Raw genomic sequence first — 15799 nt, 5'->3', positions numbered from 1 at the left:
TCAAGCGAGGTTTAGCGAACAAACCTTGAGGTGCCCCCTGGAGCATGTCCGTGACGCTCAGGCCGACGTGGCGTCGATCGACGCGGTGACCTGGGCCTTCGCGGGCGACCATCGGCCCGACCTCCTGCAGGGCCTGCGGGTGCTGGCGCGGACGGCGGAGAGCCCATCGATCCCGTTCGTCACCGGCGCGGCGACGCCGCCGGAGCTCGTCGAGGGGCTGCGCCAAGCCCTGGTCGCGATCGGCCGCGAGCCGGCCTTTCAGGGCGTGCGCGACGGCCTTCGCCTGACCGTGATCGGCCCGGCGCAGGATGACGCCTACGACGCGATCCTCGAGCACGAGCGGCAGGCCGCCGCCGCCGGCTATGGCGAGATTGGATAGGACCCATGACGGACTGGACCTTGCCCTCCTCGGCGCCGAAGGCGTCGGTTGTTGACGCTCAGGTCGCCGAGCCGGCGCTGCGCACGGGCGTCTCGCGCGCGTCCATGGCGGTGGCGGCGTTTTCCACCGTGGTCGAATGGTACGACTTCACGCTCTATCTCTATTTCGCGACCGTGCTGTCGCGGGTCTTCTTTGGTCCCGGCGGCGCGTCGCTGGCCGTGACCCTGGGCGGCTTCGCCGTGGCCTATCTGATGCGGCCGCTCGGGGCGGCCGTCTTCGGCCATGTCGGGGACCGCTACGGCCGCACCCGCATGATGCTGCTTTCCATGGGCCTGATGACGGGCGCGATGCTGGCCACCGCGCTCCTGCCGACCGCCGCCGCCATCGGTCCGGCCGCGGGCTGGCTGCTCATCCTCCTGCGCTGCGTCATGGGCTTTTCGGTGGGCGGCGAATATACCGGCGTCGTCGCCTATCTGATCGAGGGCGCCGCGCCCCACAAGCGCGGCTTGGTGACGTCGTCGGCGTCGGCGGCCAGCGAAGTCGGGGGGCTGCTGGCGGCCGGGGTCTCGGCGATCACCGTCAGCGCCCTGAGCAGCCTGGATCTCGACCGCTGGGGTTGGCGCATTCCGTTCCTGATCGGCGCGGCCTTGGCCGGGACCGTCTGGATCGCCCGGTCGTTCATGCACGAATCGCCCGATTTCGAACGGCAGAAGGCCGCGGGAACCGTGCCGCCCCGGCCGCTCGCCTACGCCTTGCGCCATCATCGCAGGGCGATCCTGCGCGGCTTTGCGATCTCGGCCCTGGGTTCGATCACCTACTATGTCGGCATCACCTATGTGCCGGCTTTCCTGTCGGGGACGGGCGGGATGGCGGAGAACACCGCCCTGTGGCTCTCGACGGGCGCGGCCCTGGTGGTGGTCCTGGTCACGCCGGTCGTCGGCGCGTTGTCCGATCGCCTAGGCCGCAAGCCCGTCCTGGTCGCGGTCTGCCTGTGCTCGGGCCTTCTACCCGTCGCGACCTTCGCCCTGATGGCCCATGCCTCGACCGGCGCGGCGCTGGCCGGGGCGGCCTTGCTGGCGGCGGTGGGCGGGGCTGTCAGCGCCGTCGGCGCGGTGGCGACCGCCGAGCAGTTCCCCGGCGAAGGGCGGCTCAGCGGCCTGGCGCTCGGCGCGACGGCCGCGACCGCGGTGTTCGGCGGCGCGACGCCCTATGTCGCCCACGAGCTGATCGCCAGGACGGGCTCGCCCCTGATGCCCGGCCTGATGATCGCGGTCGTCGCCGTCGCCGTCCTGCCGGTGCTGGCCAGGATGCCCGAGACACGGCCCGCGCCGGCGAACGCGCAGGACGAGCGCCCCGCTTGATGCGGAAGCCATGGCGCGGCTCAGCGGCCTTCGATCAACTCTCGGATTCGCGCCGCCAAGGCGTCCATCGCGAAGGGCTTGGTGATCATCGCCATCCCGGGATCCAGGAAACCCGACGCCACCGCCGCGGTCTCCGCGTAGCCGGTCATGAACAGGGTTTTCAGCCCCGGCCTCTGCAGGCGCGCGGCGTCGGCGATCTGGCGTCCGTTCAGGCCCGGCAATCCGATGTCCGTGATCAACAGGTCGATGGGCTGGGTCGACTGCAGGATCTCCAGGCCCGTGGGGCCGTCGTCCGCCTCCAGGGCGCGGTAGCCCAGCTCGCTCAGAACCTCGACGATCAGCGCCCGAACGACCGGCTCGTCCTCGACCACGAGGACGGTCTCGCCGTCATGAGCGCCCTTGAGCTGCACCAGGGCGACGGTCGGATCATGGTCGTCGGCCTGGCCCTCATCCCGGGGAAGATAGAGCGTGAAGGTCGCGCCCCGGCCAGGCTCGCTCTCGATCTCGGCGAACCCTTGAGATTGCCGGGCGAAACCGTAGATCATCGACAGGCCCAAACCCGTCCCCTGCCCGGTCGGCTTGGTCGTGAAGAACGGCTCGAAGGCCCGCGCGATCGTGTCGGCGTCCATGCCCACGCCCGTGTCGCTGACGCTGATGCCGACATATTGGCCCGGCGGCGGACCGCGTTTGCCGGCCGGCTCGGCGTCGTCGACCGCGATGTTGCCGGTCTTGATCGTCAGCTTGCCGCCGTCGGGCATGGCGTCGCGGGCGTTGATGGCCAGGTTGAGCACGGCGTTCTCAAGCTGGTTGGGATCACACCGCGTGGGCCAGACATCCTCGGGAAGCGACAAGACCAGGTCGACCGTTTCCCCGAGGGTGCGGCGCAGAAGCTCTTCCATCGAGGCGATCAGCGGATTGGCCTGCACCGAGCGCGGGTCGAGCGGCTGGCGCCGCGAGAACGCCAACAACCGATGGGTCAGGGCCGAGGCGCGGCTGGCCGAGGCCATGGCGCCGACGAGATAGCGATCCAGGTCGGCGACGCGCCCCTCCTGTAAGCGGCGCTGCATGAGGTCCAGGCTGCCGGTGATGCCCTGCAACAGGTTGTTGAAGTCGTGGGCGATGCCGCCGGTGAGCTGGCCGATCGCTTCCATCTTCTGGGACTGGCGCAGGGCTTCTTCAGTCGATCGCAGCTCGCGCGTGCGCGCTTCGACCCGCGCCTCCAGCGTGGCGGTCAGTGTCAGGAGCGCGGCCTCGGCCTCGCCGCGCTCGATGACCTGACGGGTGCGTTCGGCGACCTCCTCCATGAAGCCGATCTCCTCGGCGCTCCAGCGCCGGACCGGCCGGTCGTTGAGATAGACGATGGTGCGCAGGCGGCCCTCCCGCAGGAACGGCACGACCAGGATGGCGCGCGTGTCGACACTGGACGCGGTGTCCAGGGTCTCGACCTCGTCGCTGATCGGATCGCTGAAGAGGTCGTCGACGACCACGGTCTCACCAGCGCTCAGCTTGGCGACGATCTTGCGGCCGAAGGCCTGGGCCGGAAAGCGACCGAGCAGGGGCGGAACGCTCCCGTCGGTCCAGCAGATCGAATAGTCGAAGACGTCCTCGACCGGATCGAGCAGGCCATAGCCCACGCGGGACACGCCGAAATGGCGGCCCATCAGGGCGCTGGCGGCTTGTAGCGCGACGTCGGTTTCGGCGCCGCGCAGCAGGTCGCTCAGCTCGAGCATGAACGCGTGGCGCGCGTCGGCCAGCTTGCTGGCGGTGATGTCGATGGCCGTGCCGACGGCGCGCACGCAGCGGCCTTCGGCGTCGAACAGGCCCTTGCCCTTGGCCGCGACCCAGCGGACGACGCCGTCCTCCTTGCCGACGGTGCGGTACTGGACGTCGTAGACCGCTCTCAGGCCCGGATCGAGCGCCGCGGCGAACGCCTTGCTCGTCGCCTCCCGGTCCTCCGGGTGCAGCCCGCCGTAGAAGTCGTCCAGCGTGCAGGCCGCCTCAGGCGAGAAGCCGAACATCGCCTTGGTCCGGTCCGACCAGGTCAGGATGTCGGTGATCAGGTCCAGGTCCCAAATGCCGATTTCGGCGGCCTGGGTCGTCAGGCGCAGGGATTCCTCGCTGAGCGCCAGGCGCTCCTGCGCGCGCCGGCGATCGCTGATGTCGCGCAGGAACCCTATGAAGGCGGCGGGGCCGCCCGGCGTGGCGATGATCGACAGCTCGATCGGAAATTCGCGGCCGGCCTTGTCGAGGGCGGAAATCTCGATCCGGCGATTGGGAACCTGGGCCTTGCCGGTTTCCTGGTATCGACGCATGCCGCCGTGGTGGGCGTCGCGGTGCTGTGGGGGGATGATCAGCTCACCCATCGCCCGCCCGACCGCCTCGTCGCGGGTCCACCGGAAGATCTGGGTCGCGGCCGCGTTCCAGGCCAGGATGACGCCGTGCGGATCGATCGCCACCACGGCGTCGAGCATGGCGTCCATCACCGTCAGCGCGGCTTGAGCAATGGAGTCTTGATCGGCCATTCGTCTCTCGTGCTGGGCCTGGCCCTTGGGCCGAAGCGGCTCGACATCTCGGGGACGACGATCGTCATGATTGCCATGTGAACCGCGGTCCTGTCACGCCATGCGTGGCGGTCCGCCGGGCCGGCGAAGCGATGCGCTATGGCTCGAACAGCGCTCGCGCGCCTGCGCCGCGGCCATGGCGCTGATCATCGCCCTTGTCGCCTTGTCGCCCTGGGCCGCGCCCCGCGCGTCCCGGAAACCCAGCGGCGCCGCCGGTGTTTTCTTGCAAGCAAGTTGCGCCTATATTCGGTCCAGGAGTCGACATGGCCGTACTGACCAGCACCAAGGACCAGATCCGCGTCGCCGCCGCCGCCCGCAAGGTGGGGGGCTATGAGGAGCTCGATCGTCTGGCGCGCGCGAAGCTCGCGGCCGGTCCCAGCGCCGTCCTGACCCGTGAAGACGGGCGACTGACCTACGTAAAAGCCAAGCCCGAAGCGGCGTGAACTTCACGCTCGCCCTTCTTGGCGGCCTGACACTCATCCTCCCGGGCCTGGTGGCCCTGATGGCCGTCCACCTGCAGTCGGGCCGGTATGGCGCGCGCCGTATCGACCTGCCGATCACCTCGACCCTGGGCCTTGTGGTGGTGCTGGGCGTCTCGATGCTGGCCCATCTCTTGGGCTGGGCGCTGTTTGACCTGGGCGTCAGCGTCGCCCGCGAACTTCAGGGCCGGTGGCCGGACCTGACCAAGCTCTGGGGCCTGGCGACCAACCCTTACGAGGCGGCCGTGCGGCTCGCCGAGGGCGGCAAGGCGGGCTTGGGGGATATCGTGGGCTTTCTCGCCATGGTCGGCGCCGAGGCCGGGCTGGCGGTCGCCATCGTCATGAGCCGAGGCTTCGTCCTGGTCGTGGGCGGCGTCGATCTGGGCAACCAGGGCTGGCTGTTCAGAAGATCATCCTGCCGATCCGCCACGGGCTTCAGCCGGTCGCCTATGTCCTGACCGTCCCCCAGGGCGACGGGACGGGCCTGGGCTATCGCGGGGTCATCGTCGAGGCGCGCCAGAGCCTCGACGGCGACCTGAAGGGGCTGACCCTGAACGGGGTGGAGACCTACACCTACCGCGTCCCGGTCCATAGACCGGCGAGCGATCCGGTCGCTGGCGACGAGGCCGAGGAAGACCTTGCCGACCTGCGGCTTTCGACCTCTCGCCGCCGTCCGTTGGCCGGCGTCTTGGTGCTGGAGGCCAGCCAGATCCGCAATGTGCTGATCGTGACGATCCCTGACGACGTCGTCAGCGAAATCCTTGAGCTGCCCGACGAGGAGACCCCCTTGCCCGGCGGCGCGCCCGACCAGGCCGAGGAGCGCGCCGATGTCTGACCTGATGGTTGTCCTGATCTGCGTTTTCCTGGTCATCGGCAGCCTGGCCTACGCGCGGCTGTGGCTGACCGAGGTCGGGGACCTGATGTGGATGGCGGGGCTGCGCCCGCGGATCGTCGTCGGATCGCTCGTCCTGACCGGGCTGATCGTCAACCTGATGTCGCTATGGATCCTGCCGGCCGACGGCATGACCGCCACGCGGTTGGCCCTGGCGTTGCTGGTCGCGCCGACCCCCGCACGCTGGCTCGCCGATTGGATCGCGTTGATGTGGCGGGTGACGGCCAGGAGCTCGCGGTAGTCCTCCAGCGTGTGCTTGGGATCGACGGGGCCCAGCGCCAGGCTGATGGTCCCCTCCTCCACATCCTTCACCGAGAAGGCCGCCGAGATGTGGCGAGCCGAAAAATGCACCGCGCCGCTGGTGTTCTCATAGACGTCCTGCATCCACGGATAGTCGGCCAGCAGCTTCTCCTTGAGATACTTGTCGGTCATCGGCTGGCCGTCGGCGGCCTTGATCCGGTTGATCTGACCGCCTTCGAAGACCTGTTTGGCGAAGGCCTCGGGATCATCGACCCAGAAGACGGCGTGCAACCGAAACGCCGTATCCAGCTGCAGCCGGATCAGCGCCAGGACCACCAGGTGGTTCTTGTCCTCGATCAGCTGGCGCAGGGCGCGGCTCTGGGCCAGCGTGCGTCGCCCGACGCCCATCAGGAAGATGTGGGCGGCGTACATCGGCCGGCCCAGCCCCACATAGCGGGCCACGATCTCCAGAAGCTCCTGCTCGGTGCGCGCGATGTCGTTGAGGATGTCAGAAGCCGATTCCGCCGACCGGTTGAAATCCGCCATTCAATGGGCCTGAGCGCCGGGCGGCCGGATCATTCCTTGGTCCTTGCGAAGGTCGCTGATGGCCATCTTCAGCATGTCCAACAGGTCCGGCTGATCGATCCTGGCGGCGATCGCCGCCAGCACGGCCACCCGCAAGGCCGCCGACACGCAGGCTTCGGCCGTCGATCCTGTCGACAGGGCCGCGGGCGCGTTGCGGATGACCTCGTCTGCGACCCCGAACATGCCTTTCAGCGCCGTCTGCTCGACCGCCTCATAGGCGTCCGCGTCGAAATCGTCCGCCGTGCTGGGTCGCGGCCCCGGCGGCGGGGCCGCGGCGACCGCGGCGAGAACCTCGGCGGCGGCCGCCTCGACGAGATCGGTGAGCTCGCCGGCGCGCGCGTCCAGTTCGGCGAAGGGCACGTGACGCACGCCAAGATCGGCCTGAGCCTCTAGCTCGGCGTTGGTCTTGGCCGCGACGCGGGCGACGATGGTGACGCCGTCGGCATGGTCGCCCCATTGGGTCATCAGGCGGATACGCGGCTTGCGATCGGAGGAACGCCGCAGCTCCTCGGCGCGCGCCATCGCCCGCGACAAGGCCTGGCCGACACTCAGGTGCTGGTCCGACATCGAAGTCCCCTCCCCTCGCGATCGAAGGAGGCTCCTACGATTCCGCGCGGTCGGCGAGACGATCGTTGCGCTGGCGATTGGCCATGGCGCCTCTGCGAAGACTAGCCGCCACCAGAAGGGCGATCCCGACGCCGCGCGGCCGATCCGCGCATCGCCGGCTGTCGATTTCTGCCGCGCCCATCCCATGGCCATCGCCTGCGTCCGCGATCGTCGTAGTCCCCTCCGACCCTGGCGAAAGCGCGGCCTTACGGAAGACAATGGCAATGAACCCGACTCAACCTGTCCAAAACAACAGGTTGACCAGGCCCGACGTCGCGCGTACCGGTGCACATGCTGTTCACCCAGGGCCAGGTCCGAAGTCTTCTCGAGATACCGTTCGAGACCCTGCGTCGGTGGCGCGAGCACATCCCCGCCTTGGCGCGGCACAAGGGGCATGCGCCGAGTTTCACGCCGGGCGACGTCGTGGCCCTGGCGCTGATCTCGGACCTGGTGGCGCAATACGGCGTTCGCCCCAACGCCCTGGCATCTTCGTTCGATTCGCTGGTTCAAGCGTGCCACGGATGCTCGTGGATGATGCTCGAGACCTGCGTCGCGGTTTTCGACGCCACGGGCGTCAGGCTTCTGCAGGCCAGCGATGCGCGCCGCGATCTTGGCGAAGGCCTCATCCTGTCGGCGCCGTGCCGGCCGCTGGTCGAGCGTTTGCGCGCCCGTCTGGTCGATGTGGAACCCGAAGCGGTGCAACCGGGCCTACAGTTTCCGCCGGTTCCGGTCCGAGGTGGGCGATGATCGTCGCGCCATCCCCAAGGCCCTGGGACGCCGGGACATGACGGCCGATCTCTTTTCCATCGAGGCGCCGACCGGACACTGGCTGTTCGACCTGGCGATCGATCATCTCCCGGCCATCGACGGCTTGACGCCGGTGGCCGGGTTCAAGGCCGAGGGCCGAACGCCCGAGGAGGTGGCCGCTGTCGAACGCGCCGCCCAGTACGGGGCGGCCGCGGTGTTCTTCGAGGCCGGGCGCAACGGACGCGCGCCGGTGGCGCAGGCGTTCATCTTCATCTCCGAGCCCGGGGCCGACGAGGCGTTCGCCGAGCTTCACAAACGCCTGTGGAGCTGGGGCGGCGTGCCGCTCGTCTACCGCAAGGTTGGCGGCGCGGTGCAGCTGTTCCGCTGCGCGCACGATCCCGACTTCATGGCGGCCGACGGCCGGATGGTCTGCAAGCCCTTCCGCACGCTCGACCTGGCGGGCCGCATCGCCCGCGCCGAAGCCTGGTGGGACGCGGCCCAGCTGCGCAACGGCACGCTCTGGGACGATCCCGCGATCTGTCACCTGATGCTGTCGGCCCAGAAGGCCGCCCATCGCAAGCTCGTGGACGCCGTGCGGGCGCTGAACGCCGAGCTGATCGCCCAGTCCATCCTGCCGGTCGAGCTGCGTCGGCGTCTGCTGATCCTGTCCCTGCTCATCGCCTATCTCGAGGAACGCGACGTCCTGCGTCCGGCGTTCTTCGGTGACTTCCAGCCCCAGGCGACGCGTTTCTTCGAGGTGCTGCGCCAGGCGCCGGCCCTGATCGCGATGCTGAAGGAGCTGGAGGCGCGCTTCAACGGCAACATCTTCTCGCTCACGGCGGCCGAAGAGACCGCCCTGCGCGGCAGCGGCGACCTTGAGCGTTTCGCCCGCCTCGTCGAGGGCCACGAGGCCCCGGGCGGACAGCTCAGCTTCTGGCGGCTCTACTCGTTCCGCGACCTGCCGGTCGAGCTGATCAGCCATATCTACCAGCTCTTCGTCACCGACGCCGACAGCTCGGTCTACACCCCGCCGATGCTGGTCCGGCTCATGCTGGACGAGGCGCTCAGCTGGGAGCGCATCGAGCGCCTCCTGGCCACCGACCAGGTGATCCTCGATCCGGCCTGCGGCTCGGGGGTCTTCCTGGTGGAGGCCTACAAGCGTCTCGTCCTCTACTGGCGCAGCCGAAACGATTGGGAGCGGCCGGGCGTGGACCAGCTGCGCGCCCTGCTGGGCCGGGTTCATGGCGTCGACCTTGAGAAGGGCGCGGTGGAACTGGCCGCGTTCAGTCTGTGCCTGGCGCTCTGCGACGCGCTCGAACCGGCGGAAATCCGCTCGAGCGTGAAGCTGTTTCCGCGCCTGGGCGGCGTCTCCTTGCATCACAGGTGCTTCTTCCAGGCCAAGGAAGAGGGCTTGGTTGGCGCGCCCGTCGGGGTGATCCTCGGCAATCCGCCGTTCGAGTCGGCGATGACCACGACGGCGGCCCAGCGCAGCTACGACGCCTACCAGGCCGAGCATGGCGACCTCGCCGACAAGCAACTGGCCTATCTCTTCCTGCATGAGGCGACGGCGATGCTGGCGCCTGGCGGGCTGATCAGCATGATCCAGCCGTCGGGGTTCCTCTACAATCAGCTCGCGGGGCCCTTCCGGGCCCGTTACTTCGCCAGCTGGAACGTGCGTGAGGTCCTCGACTTCGTCTCGGTCCGGGGCCTGTTCAAGAAGGGTGAAGCCGACCCGAAGATCGTCATCGCCGTGGCCGAAAGCGCCGCGCCCGAGGCCGATCGTACGCTTCTCCACGCCGTCTTTCGCCGCAACGGCCGAGCGGAGGCCGAGCAAGGCTTCGAGATCGACTATTACGACATGCACTGGCTGCCGCGCGGCGCGATCGGCCAGAGCGCCGACGTCTGGCGGGCGAACCTGCTAGGCGGCCCCAGGGTTCTAAGCTTCGTGCAGCGCCTGCGCGGCTTGCGGACCCTGGGCGATTATGCCGAGGCCGAGGGCTGGGACTATGGCGAAGGGTTCATCGCGGGCCAGAAAGGCATCGACCGACCGGCGGAACACCTGATCGGCAAGCCCCTGCTGCCGACCCGGGCGCTGTCGTCCGACGGTCTGGACGAGGCCGCCGTCACCACGGTACCGGCCCAGATGATCAAGGATCCGAAATCGGCGCGCCGCTTCACCGCCCCCATGCTGCTGATCAAGGAACACCAGGATCTGTTCCGCGGCGTGCGCGAGCAGGGCTATCTGACCTTCAAGGACGAGATCGTCGGCTTCGCCGCCCCCGCTCGCGATCTGCCCAAGCTCAGGCGGGTCGAGCGATGGATCGACCGCAACGACGTCGCCCTGCGCGCCTACGCCGCCGGTGTCAGCGGGCGCCTGTTCAATCGGCGCGCGACCTCCATCGCCAGCGCCGATGTGCTGGCCATCCCCTATCCCGAAGGCGAAGACCTCGAGCTGAGCGACAACGAAGCCCTGCTGTGCGCGGACATCGTGACCTATATGCGCGACTTCGTGCGCCGCGGAAGCGACGCCCCGGCGATGAAGCGGCCAGCGGACGAAGGGCTGGGGGACTTCGCCGAGGTCTTCGTCCGTCAGGTCCAGACGGTCTATCCCGACCAGCCGTTCAAGGCCTTGCCCGCCTTCCATTGGCCCGGCGTGGTCTGCCAGCCCTTCGTCTTTGGCGCCGGGGACGTCGACTGGTCGGGGTCGGACGCCCTGGCGACCCAGGTCGACGCACTGCTGCGGGCCCAGAGGGGACAGAGCCTGTCGGTGACCCGCGTCGCGCGGCTCTATGACGGACGGTTCGCCTTCATGCTGAAACCCAACCGCCTGAGGTTCTGGCTGAAGTCCGTCGCCCTGCGGGACGCCGACGAGATGCTCGCCGATCTGCGTCTTCAGGGGTTCTGACGCGTGCTGGCCGACAGTTCCCCGGTCTCGATCGGCGCTGGTGTCTTCGCCCGGGACGTCCAGCGCCCCGCGGGCTTCAGGCGAAACCTCATCGGCTTCATCGCCCAGGAGCTGCCCAAGTGGCGAGACCACCCGCTGCGGCGGCCCGAGACCGCCGAAACCCTGCTGACCTCGCAGCTGTGCGCCCACCTCAACAGCGCAACGCGCCTTTCGCCGGGCTGGGACATCCTGCAGTTCCGCGTCGAGGAGCCCGACGAGCAGCATAGGGGCCGCAAGATCGATCTTGTCCCCTCCGCCAGCGGGGCGACGATCTGGATCGAGGGGCGCGCCCACTCGCACTACGACAGCCTGCTGCCGATCGAGTGCAAGCGCCTCCCCGTCCCGGCCGATCCTCGCCGCGACGCCCGCGAGTATCTGCACAGCGCGCTGTCGACGACCGGCGGAATCCAGCGCTTCAAGGCGGGACATCACGGCGGCGCCCACGACGAGGCCCTGATGATCGCCTACGTGCAATCGGACACGCTCGATCAATGGGTCGAGCGCATGGGCGATTGGGTGGCCGCCTTGGTGGCCGACAACGGCCTGGACTGGACCGACAGCGAGGCGCTGCGCAGCGTCGCCCGCCCCGACCCCCTTCTGATGCGGTTGGAGTCGACGCACGCCCGCGCCGGCGCCCTGAGCGCCATCCAGATCAGCCACCTATGGATCGACATGGCCGCCCCATCTCGAGCGACCGCCAATCCCACCCGCCCCGAGGTCCGATCAGCGACCGGTCCGGGCGCATAGGGAAAGCTGAGCCTTGACGTCGGCGCTCCTGGGTCGCATCTGGTGCGGGCGCAATTTGGGGTCGATCTCGTGGCCAAATCGTTCGAAGAGGTTCTGTTCGCCGACACCGGCCTGCACCAGCTGCGCCTGCCGCGCACGGGGGTGAAGGTTTTCGACGTCCAGGCTCAGGACAACGGACGGCCGGTCGGCGCCTACACGCTCGCGGACCTGCTGGACGGCGATTTTAGCGATCTGACCACGTCGGACGTCAGCGATCTGGCCGACCTCAACCGGACCGTCTCGCGGGACTACAATCTCGACGCCAAGGGCGGCGTCGGCGGTTTGGCCGGTTTGGTGGCCAAGGCCAAGGGCGCCCTGGCCGCCAAGGGCGCTCGTCAGGTGGCCTTCCGCTGGGTCGAGGGGCAGCTTGTCCAAGCCGATCAGGGCGGGCTGGACCGCGCGATCCTGAAGAGCAAGATCCGTCCCGACGGTCCGCTGGCGCGCGGCTTGGCGGGCGTGGTCATCACGGCGGTGGTTTCCACGACGCGCTACACGATCCAGCTCGTGGACGCCGACGGCGGCTCGGTCTCGGCCCAAGCCGACGCCGCCGACGCGGTGTCGGCCGAGCTGGGCGCCAAGGTCGAGGTCAGCAAGTCGGGGGGGCTGGAGGTCACGCATCCGACCCCCGTGGTCTTCGCCGTGCGCTGCATCGTCCTCCAGCCCAAGACCTTCGGCGGCGGCCTGCGGATCGTCTATCCCAAGGGGCCGCGCGAGCTCATGGGCGAGACGCCCGGTCAGGACCTCCACGCGGAATATGTCGCCGCCACCGGCGTGGCCGGGGACACGCTGGACTTCCGCTAGGCGAAGGTCCAGACGCGCCGGTGCACGCAGGCGCCGTTGACCTGCGCCATCGCCCAGACTTCCAAAGGCTCGTCCCCGCTGTGCCGGTCGAGCCGTTTGAGGGTCTGGCTGAGGCGTACGCCGGCCGTCGCCCCGTCATTGGCGGTGAACACCTCGCGCTCGACCTCGCCGGTCGGTATGGCGTTCACCGCATAGAGGGAAAGATCCATCTGGGCGCGATCGATCGCCTCGCTGCTGAGCAGGCGGAAGGTGCGATCATTGCCCAGCCGCGTCGGCAGGGCGCCGCGGAACGCCATCTGCATATGGATGAGCGAGGTGTCGTAGGCGTCGAAATCGCCCTTCAGCGACACCAGGCAGTTGACCTCCAACAGGCCCAGCACGCTCTTCACCGTCTCCTCGAAATCGGTGCTCTTGTCGTCGCGAACGGCGTTCCAGGCGCGCTCGCCGGCCGCGTCGTCGGCGAACCGGGCCACCTTGACCAAGGATTCGGTGGCGTCGTTCAGGGCTGTGGCGTCCGACGCCAGGGCCTGAAGGATGGCGATGGCGCGGTCGCGTCGCTCGTCCCAGGTGAGATCGGCGATCCCCAGGTCGCCGAACTCGGCCTCGCTGCGGGCCACCACCAGGTCGACATGGGCGATGACGTCCGGGTGCAGCTGGATCTTCACGACATGACGGCCAAGGGCGCGGATGGTCAGCGGCTGCAGGATCTCCTCGGACCGCACGGCCACGCCTTGCATGGCCAGGGCCCTGGCGATCGCGCGCGGCCGCACGCTGCCGTAGAGCTGGCCGTCGGCGGTGGCCTGTTCGACCAGGAACACGGTCAGGTCCCTGATCTGCTCGGCCTTGGCCCGCGCCGTCATCAACGCGGTGGCCGCCCGCATCTCGATCGCCGCGCGCTGGGCGCGGAAATGGATGAGGCTTTCGGCCGTGGCGCGCATGGCCTTGCGGCGGGGCAGCAGGAAGTTGCGTGCGAACCCGTCCTTGACGGTCACGACGTCGCCCAGGTCGCCATGTCCCGCGAGTCTCTCAAGCAAGATGACCTTCATCGCGATGCTCCTCAGGCGGCGAGCGCTTGGCGGTTGGCGAACGGCAGTTGCACGGAGGTATGACCCAGGAAGCGATAGACAAGCGCCGCGGCATGGCCTTCGGCAAGCCGTTCGGCGCGCGCGGCGACGAAGCTGTCATAGACGTCCTCGCTGCTGGCCAGAGCCTTGTAGAAGGCCCGGCCAAACTCCACCGTTTCCTCGTCCTCCAGACTACAGAACGGCCCGATGACGGCCGGAACGAGACCGACCGAACTGAAATGTTCGCTCCAGCTGCCGCGCAGGGCGTTCTCCAGGGGCGGGACCGTGACGTCCTCACTCAGCTCGGTGGCGCGGCAGCAGTTCAGGAACACCGCCACCAGATAGCGGCCGCCGCCGCGGAAGCGTTCCTCGTCCACCTCGAACTTGCGGGTGAGCTGCAGCTTCTTGGCGAACTTCGAATAGATGGCGTGACACTGGAAATGCGCCCAGGCGGAGGTTCCGCCGTAAAGCCGATTGAGCTCGGCGGTCGCGCCCGCCAGGTCGCCGACGACCAGCTCGGCATGCTGATCGACCAGGCCGAAGGCCTGCCCCAAGGCGTCGCGCCAATGGTCGTCTTCGACGCTGCTCATTTCCGCGTCGTGGAAGAACGCCGCCCCCGCGCCCGGCGGCCGACCGTGTCGGGTGCTGGTCGGGTAATGGATGCCCGCCCGCCCGCCGAGCATCGTCTCGAACGGCGCGATCCCGCCGACCGGGGCCTCCAGGGTGAGAAGCTCCAGCGGCAGCGGCAGGTTGTGGCTGACCTGAATGGGTTGGTCGGGATGGTCGCGCAGGGCTCGGGCCAGGGCCGTGCGCTGGTCCAGGGCGTCGCCGCCGGGCGCCGTCTCCAGGAGCAGAGCGGTGAACCGGCGTCCGATGTCGTGCACGTCGGACTGCGCCTTGGCCGGGCTACGGCCGGGTTTGAGGGCGTCATCCAAGTCCGCCAGGAGGCCTGGCAAACTGTTGTTGAGCCTTTCCTGCTCGGCCAGGAAGATGATGGGCTCACGGTCGGGGAAGTGGAAGTGGGTTCGCCAATAGAGCGCCGAGCCGCTGCCGACGCGCGTGGACCTGACGAAGACACAGATGCCGCCTTGCGTGGGCCTAGGCGGCTCGACGGGCACCAGTCCCACATAGGCGTATTCTGGCATGTCCTCCCCTTGGAGATGCGATCAGAACAACTCTGAGCTGCGAAGTCTGTCCGCTCTCAGCCACCACGGTCAAGCTAAGATTCGTTTGGTCCTCGATTAGACCCGTCAAATAAAACCGCGCCGTCGCGCCGGCGGGGACAGGCTGGACGCTTGGCGTGACCTCGCAGGCGTCGGCGCTCAAGGCGCATAACATCTGCAGCCCGGGATTGACGCCAAGCCCCAAGGCGGCCCGCGGCGACAAATCGACCTTGAAGGACAGTTCATAGGCATCGGCCGCCAACACCCGGACGGGCATCGCCTGGGTGATGACGGGCGCCTCCTGCAGGTCGGCGGCGTCGAGCGCCTCGGCGTCGAGCCGCACCTCGCCAACGGCGCTCCAGATGCCGGCCTCGTCCTTCGAAGCGTCGAACGGCGCGGCCAGCACGCCCTCGGCGAGCATGGCCGGCACGACCTCGTAGCGCGCGCTCGGCGCGGCGATGTCCTGGGCGCCGTCGAAGAGGTCAAGCTGGCGGTCGCGCTCGAGGCGCCGCGCCCATCGCAGGGCCGCCCGCGCCCGGGCCGGCGCCGCGGCCGCCCTGAAATCGGACGCGGCCCGCGCGAAATCATAGATCGCCGCCTCGGGCCGCACGCCGGCGTTCAATCGCGCCCGTTCCCAGCACAGCAGGGCCGAGACGGCCGAGGCTTCGTCCCGCGGCAGGCCCGCCAGGCCCAGATCGCAGAGCTGACGACGCTCGCCGGCGTCCCTGGCCTCGCGCAATTCGACCAGCAAGTGCGGATAGAAGGCCTGGGCCTTGGGCAGGTCGCGCGGCCTGTCGCGGCCAAGGACCAGGAGGGCGCCGTCGTGGAAGCGCGCGCTGGCCATCAGCGCCTGCAAGGCGCGCCGCACCGGCGCCAGGTCCGCAAGACCGTCGGCGGGCCCATTGAAGAAGACCTCGCTGCGTCCGCCTTCGCCGAGAAGCGCCAGGGCGCAGGGTCGATCATCGGCGGGCGTGAGCGCGCGGTCGAGAACCTGGAGCCGTCGGCGCAGGATGGCCTGGCGAAAGCGCGCCCGCTCGTCGCGCGACAGGATCGCGAGGACCAGGCGCACCTGGCCGGCCGACGAAGTCTTTAGCTCGTGCGCCAATGGGGAACCCCGGCGGCCATAGCGAATCGCGTCGCATCCAGCGACAGGATGCAACATCGCCGGGTGGCGGAAAGGGCCCGCGCCGA

Annotated in this window: 15 protein-coding genes; 9 read left to right on the top strand and 6 right to left on the bottom strand. The window is 68.9% G+C overall.

All coding sequences use genetic code 11. From position 1 onward, the window contains the following. The first annotated feature begins 25 nt into the window (after positions 1-25). Positions 26-379 (top strand): PhnD/SsuA/transferrin family substrate-binding protein, encoded by a 354-nt coding sequence (locus AC1RNC_RS22335; protein ID WP_295105848.1) that lies wholly within the window; start codon positions 26-28, stop codon positions 377-379. 5 nt (positions 380-384) lie between these two features. After that, entirely contained in the window at positions 385-1740 is a 1356-nt protein-coding gene (locus AC1RNC_RS22330; RefSeq protein WP_295105851.1) for an MFS transporter, read from the top strand. Positions 1741-1760: 20 nt separating this feature from the next. On the opposite strand, the gene AC1RNC_RS22325 is transcribed toward AC1RNC_RS22330, so the two are convergent. Then, complete coding sequence (locus AC1RNC_RS22325; protein WP_492888332.1) at positions 1761-4262, bottom strand: PAS domain S-box protein; 2502 nt, start codon at positions 4260-4262, stop codon at positions 1761-1763. 302 nt (positions 4263-4564) lie between these two features. Here AC1RNC_RS22325 and AC1RNC_RS22320 point away from each other — a divergent pair, with 302 nt between their 5' ends. The 3 genes from AC1RNC_RS22320 (at position 4565) to AC1RNC_RS22310 (ending at position 5615) form a co-directional block, all read left to right on the top strand. Further along, on the top strand, positions 4565-4744 hold the full coding sequence (locus AC1RNC_RS22320) for a hypothetical protein (protein ID WP_492888331.1): 180 nt from the start codon (positions 4565-4567) through the stop codon (positions 4742-4744). Continuing rightward, positions 4741-5238, top strand: a complete 498-nt coding sequence (locus AC1RNC_RS22315) for a hypothetical protein (protein ID WP_492888330.1) — start codon at positions 4741-4743, stop codon at positions 5236-5238. Before AC1RNC_RS22320 ends, AC1RNC_RS22315 begins: the two co-directional genes overlap by 4 nt. Positions 5239-5339: 101 nt before the next feature. Then, positions 5340-5615: a hypothetical protein gene (locus AC1RNC_RS22310; protein ID WP_492888329.1), complete on the top strand. Its 276-nt coding sequence runs from the start codon at positions 5340-5342 to the stop codon at positions 5613-5615. A gap of 48 nt (positions 5616-5663) precedes the next feature. Here AC1RNC_RS22310 and AC1RNC_RS22305 read toward each other — a convergent pair whose 3' ends face one another. Next, positions 5664-6458, bottom strand: a complete 795-nt coding sequence (locus AC1RNC_RS22305; protein ID WP_492888328.1) for a hypothetical protein — start codon at positions 6456-6458, stop codon at positions 5664-5666. Beyond that, a complete protein-coding gene (locus AC1RNC_RS22300) occupies positions 6459-7064 on the bottom strand; it encodes a hypothetical protein (RefSeq protein WP_492888327.1) in 606 nt (201 codons plus the stop codon). A 330-nt stretch (positions 7065-7394) separates the two neighbouring features. Between AC1RNC_RS22300 and AC1RNC_RS22295 the strand changes: the two genes are divergently transcribed. The 4 genes from AC1RNC_RS22295 to AC1RNC_RS22280 all read left to right on the top strand — a co-directional run bounded on the left by AC1RNC_RS22295 (position 7395) and on the right by AC1RNC_RS22280 (position 12381). Then, positions 7395-7850, top strand: coding sequence for a MerR family transcriptional regulator (locus AC1RNC_RS22295; protein ID WP_492888326.1), 456 nt, complete (start codon positions 7395-7397; stop codon positions 7848-7850). Positions 7851-7887: 37 nt separating this feature from the next. Next, positions 7888-10755: an Eco57I restriction-modification methylase domain-containing protein gene (locus tag AC1RNC_RS22290; protein ID WP_492888325.1), complete on the top strand. Its 2868-nt coding sequence runs from the start codon at positions 7888-7890 to the stop codon at positions 10753-10755. A gap of 3 nt (positions 10756-10758) precedes the next feature. Beyond that, positions 10759-11541, top strand: a complete 783-nt coding sequence (locus AC1RNC_RS22285) for a hypothetical protein (protein WP_492888324.1) — start codon at positions 10759-10761, stop codon at positions 11539-11541. Positions 11542-11610: 69 nt separating this feature from the next. Continuing rightward, complete coding sequence (locus AC1RNC_RS22280; protein ID WP_492888323.1) at positions 11611-12381, top strand: hypothetical protein; 771 nt, start codon at positions 11611-11613, stop codon at positions 12379-12381. Here AC1RNC_RS22280 and rplI read toward each other — a convergent pair. Genes rplI through AC1RNC_RS22265 form a run of 3 tightly spaced genes read right to left on the bottom strand, consistent with a single transcriptional unit; the run spans position 12378 to position 15713 of the window. Beyond that, on the bottom strand, positions 12378-13415 hold the full coding sequence (rplI, locus tag AC1RNC_RS22275; RefSeq protein ID WP_492888322.1) for a 50S ribosomal protein L9: 1038 nt from the start codon (positions 13413-13415) through the stop codon (positions 12378-12380). The genes AC1RNC_RS22280 and rplI overlap by 4 nt on opposite strands. A 23-nt stretch (positions 13416-13438) precedes the next feature. Next, positions 13439-14590 (bottom strand): hypothetical protein, encoded by a 1152-nt coding sequence (locus AC1RNC_RS22270; RefSeq protein WP_492888321.1) that lies wholly within the window; start codon positions 14588-14590, stop codon positions 13439-13441. Continuing rightward, positions 14544-15713: a hypothetical protein gene (locus AC1RNC_RS22265; protein WP_492888320.1), complete on the bottom strand. Its 1170-nt coding sequence runs from the start codon at positions 15711-15713 to the stop codon at positions 14544-14546. The genes AC1RNC_RS22270 and AC1RNC_RS22265 overlap by 47 nt, the downstream gene beginning before the upstream one ends. Between the last annotated feature and the right edge of the window lie 86 nt (positions 15714-15799).

Source organism: Caulobacter sp. GW822-FHT01G02, assembly GCF_058802865.1.
This window is presented reverse-complemented; position numbering and strand designations above follow the sequence as displayed.

Excerpts from the sequence above, each read along its gene's own strand:
- AC1RNC_RS22330 (WP_295105851.1), top strand. The coding sequence starts at position 385 with ATGACGGACTGGACCTTGCCCTCCTCGGCGCCGAAGGCGTCGGTTGTT.
- AC1RNC_RS22325 (WP_492888332.1), bottom strand. The coding sequence starts at position 4,262 with ATGGCCGATCAAGACTCCATTGCTCAAGCCGCGCTGACGGTGATGGAC.
- AC1RNC_RS22320 (WP_492888331.1), top strand. The coding sequence starts at position 4,565 with ATGGCCGTACTGACCAGCACCAAGGACCAGATCCGCGTCGCCGCCGCC.
- AC1RNC_RS22305 (WP_492888328.1), bottom strand. The coding sequence starts at position 6,458 with ATGGCGGATTTCAACCGGTCGGCGGAATCGGCTTCTGACATCCTCAAC.
- AC1RNC_RS22300 (WP_492888327.1), bottom strand. The coding sequence starts at position 7,064 with ATGTCGGACCAGCACCTGAGTGTCGGCCAGGCCTTGTCGCGGGCGATG.
- AC1RNC_RS22295 (WP_492888326.1), top strand. The coding sequence starts at position 7,395 with ATGCTGTTCACCCAGGGCCAGGTCCGAAGTCTTCTCGAGATACCGTTC.
- AC1RNC_RS22290 (WP_492888325.1), top strand. The coding sequence starts at position 7,888 with ATGACGGCCGATCTCTTTTCCATCGAGGCGCCGACCGGACACTGGCTG.
- AC1RNC_RS22270 (WP_492888321.1), bottom strand. The coding sequence starts at position 14,590 with ATGCCAGAATACGCCTATGTGGGACTGGTGCCCGTCGAGCCGCCTAGG.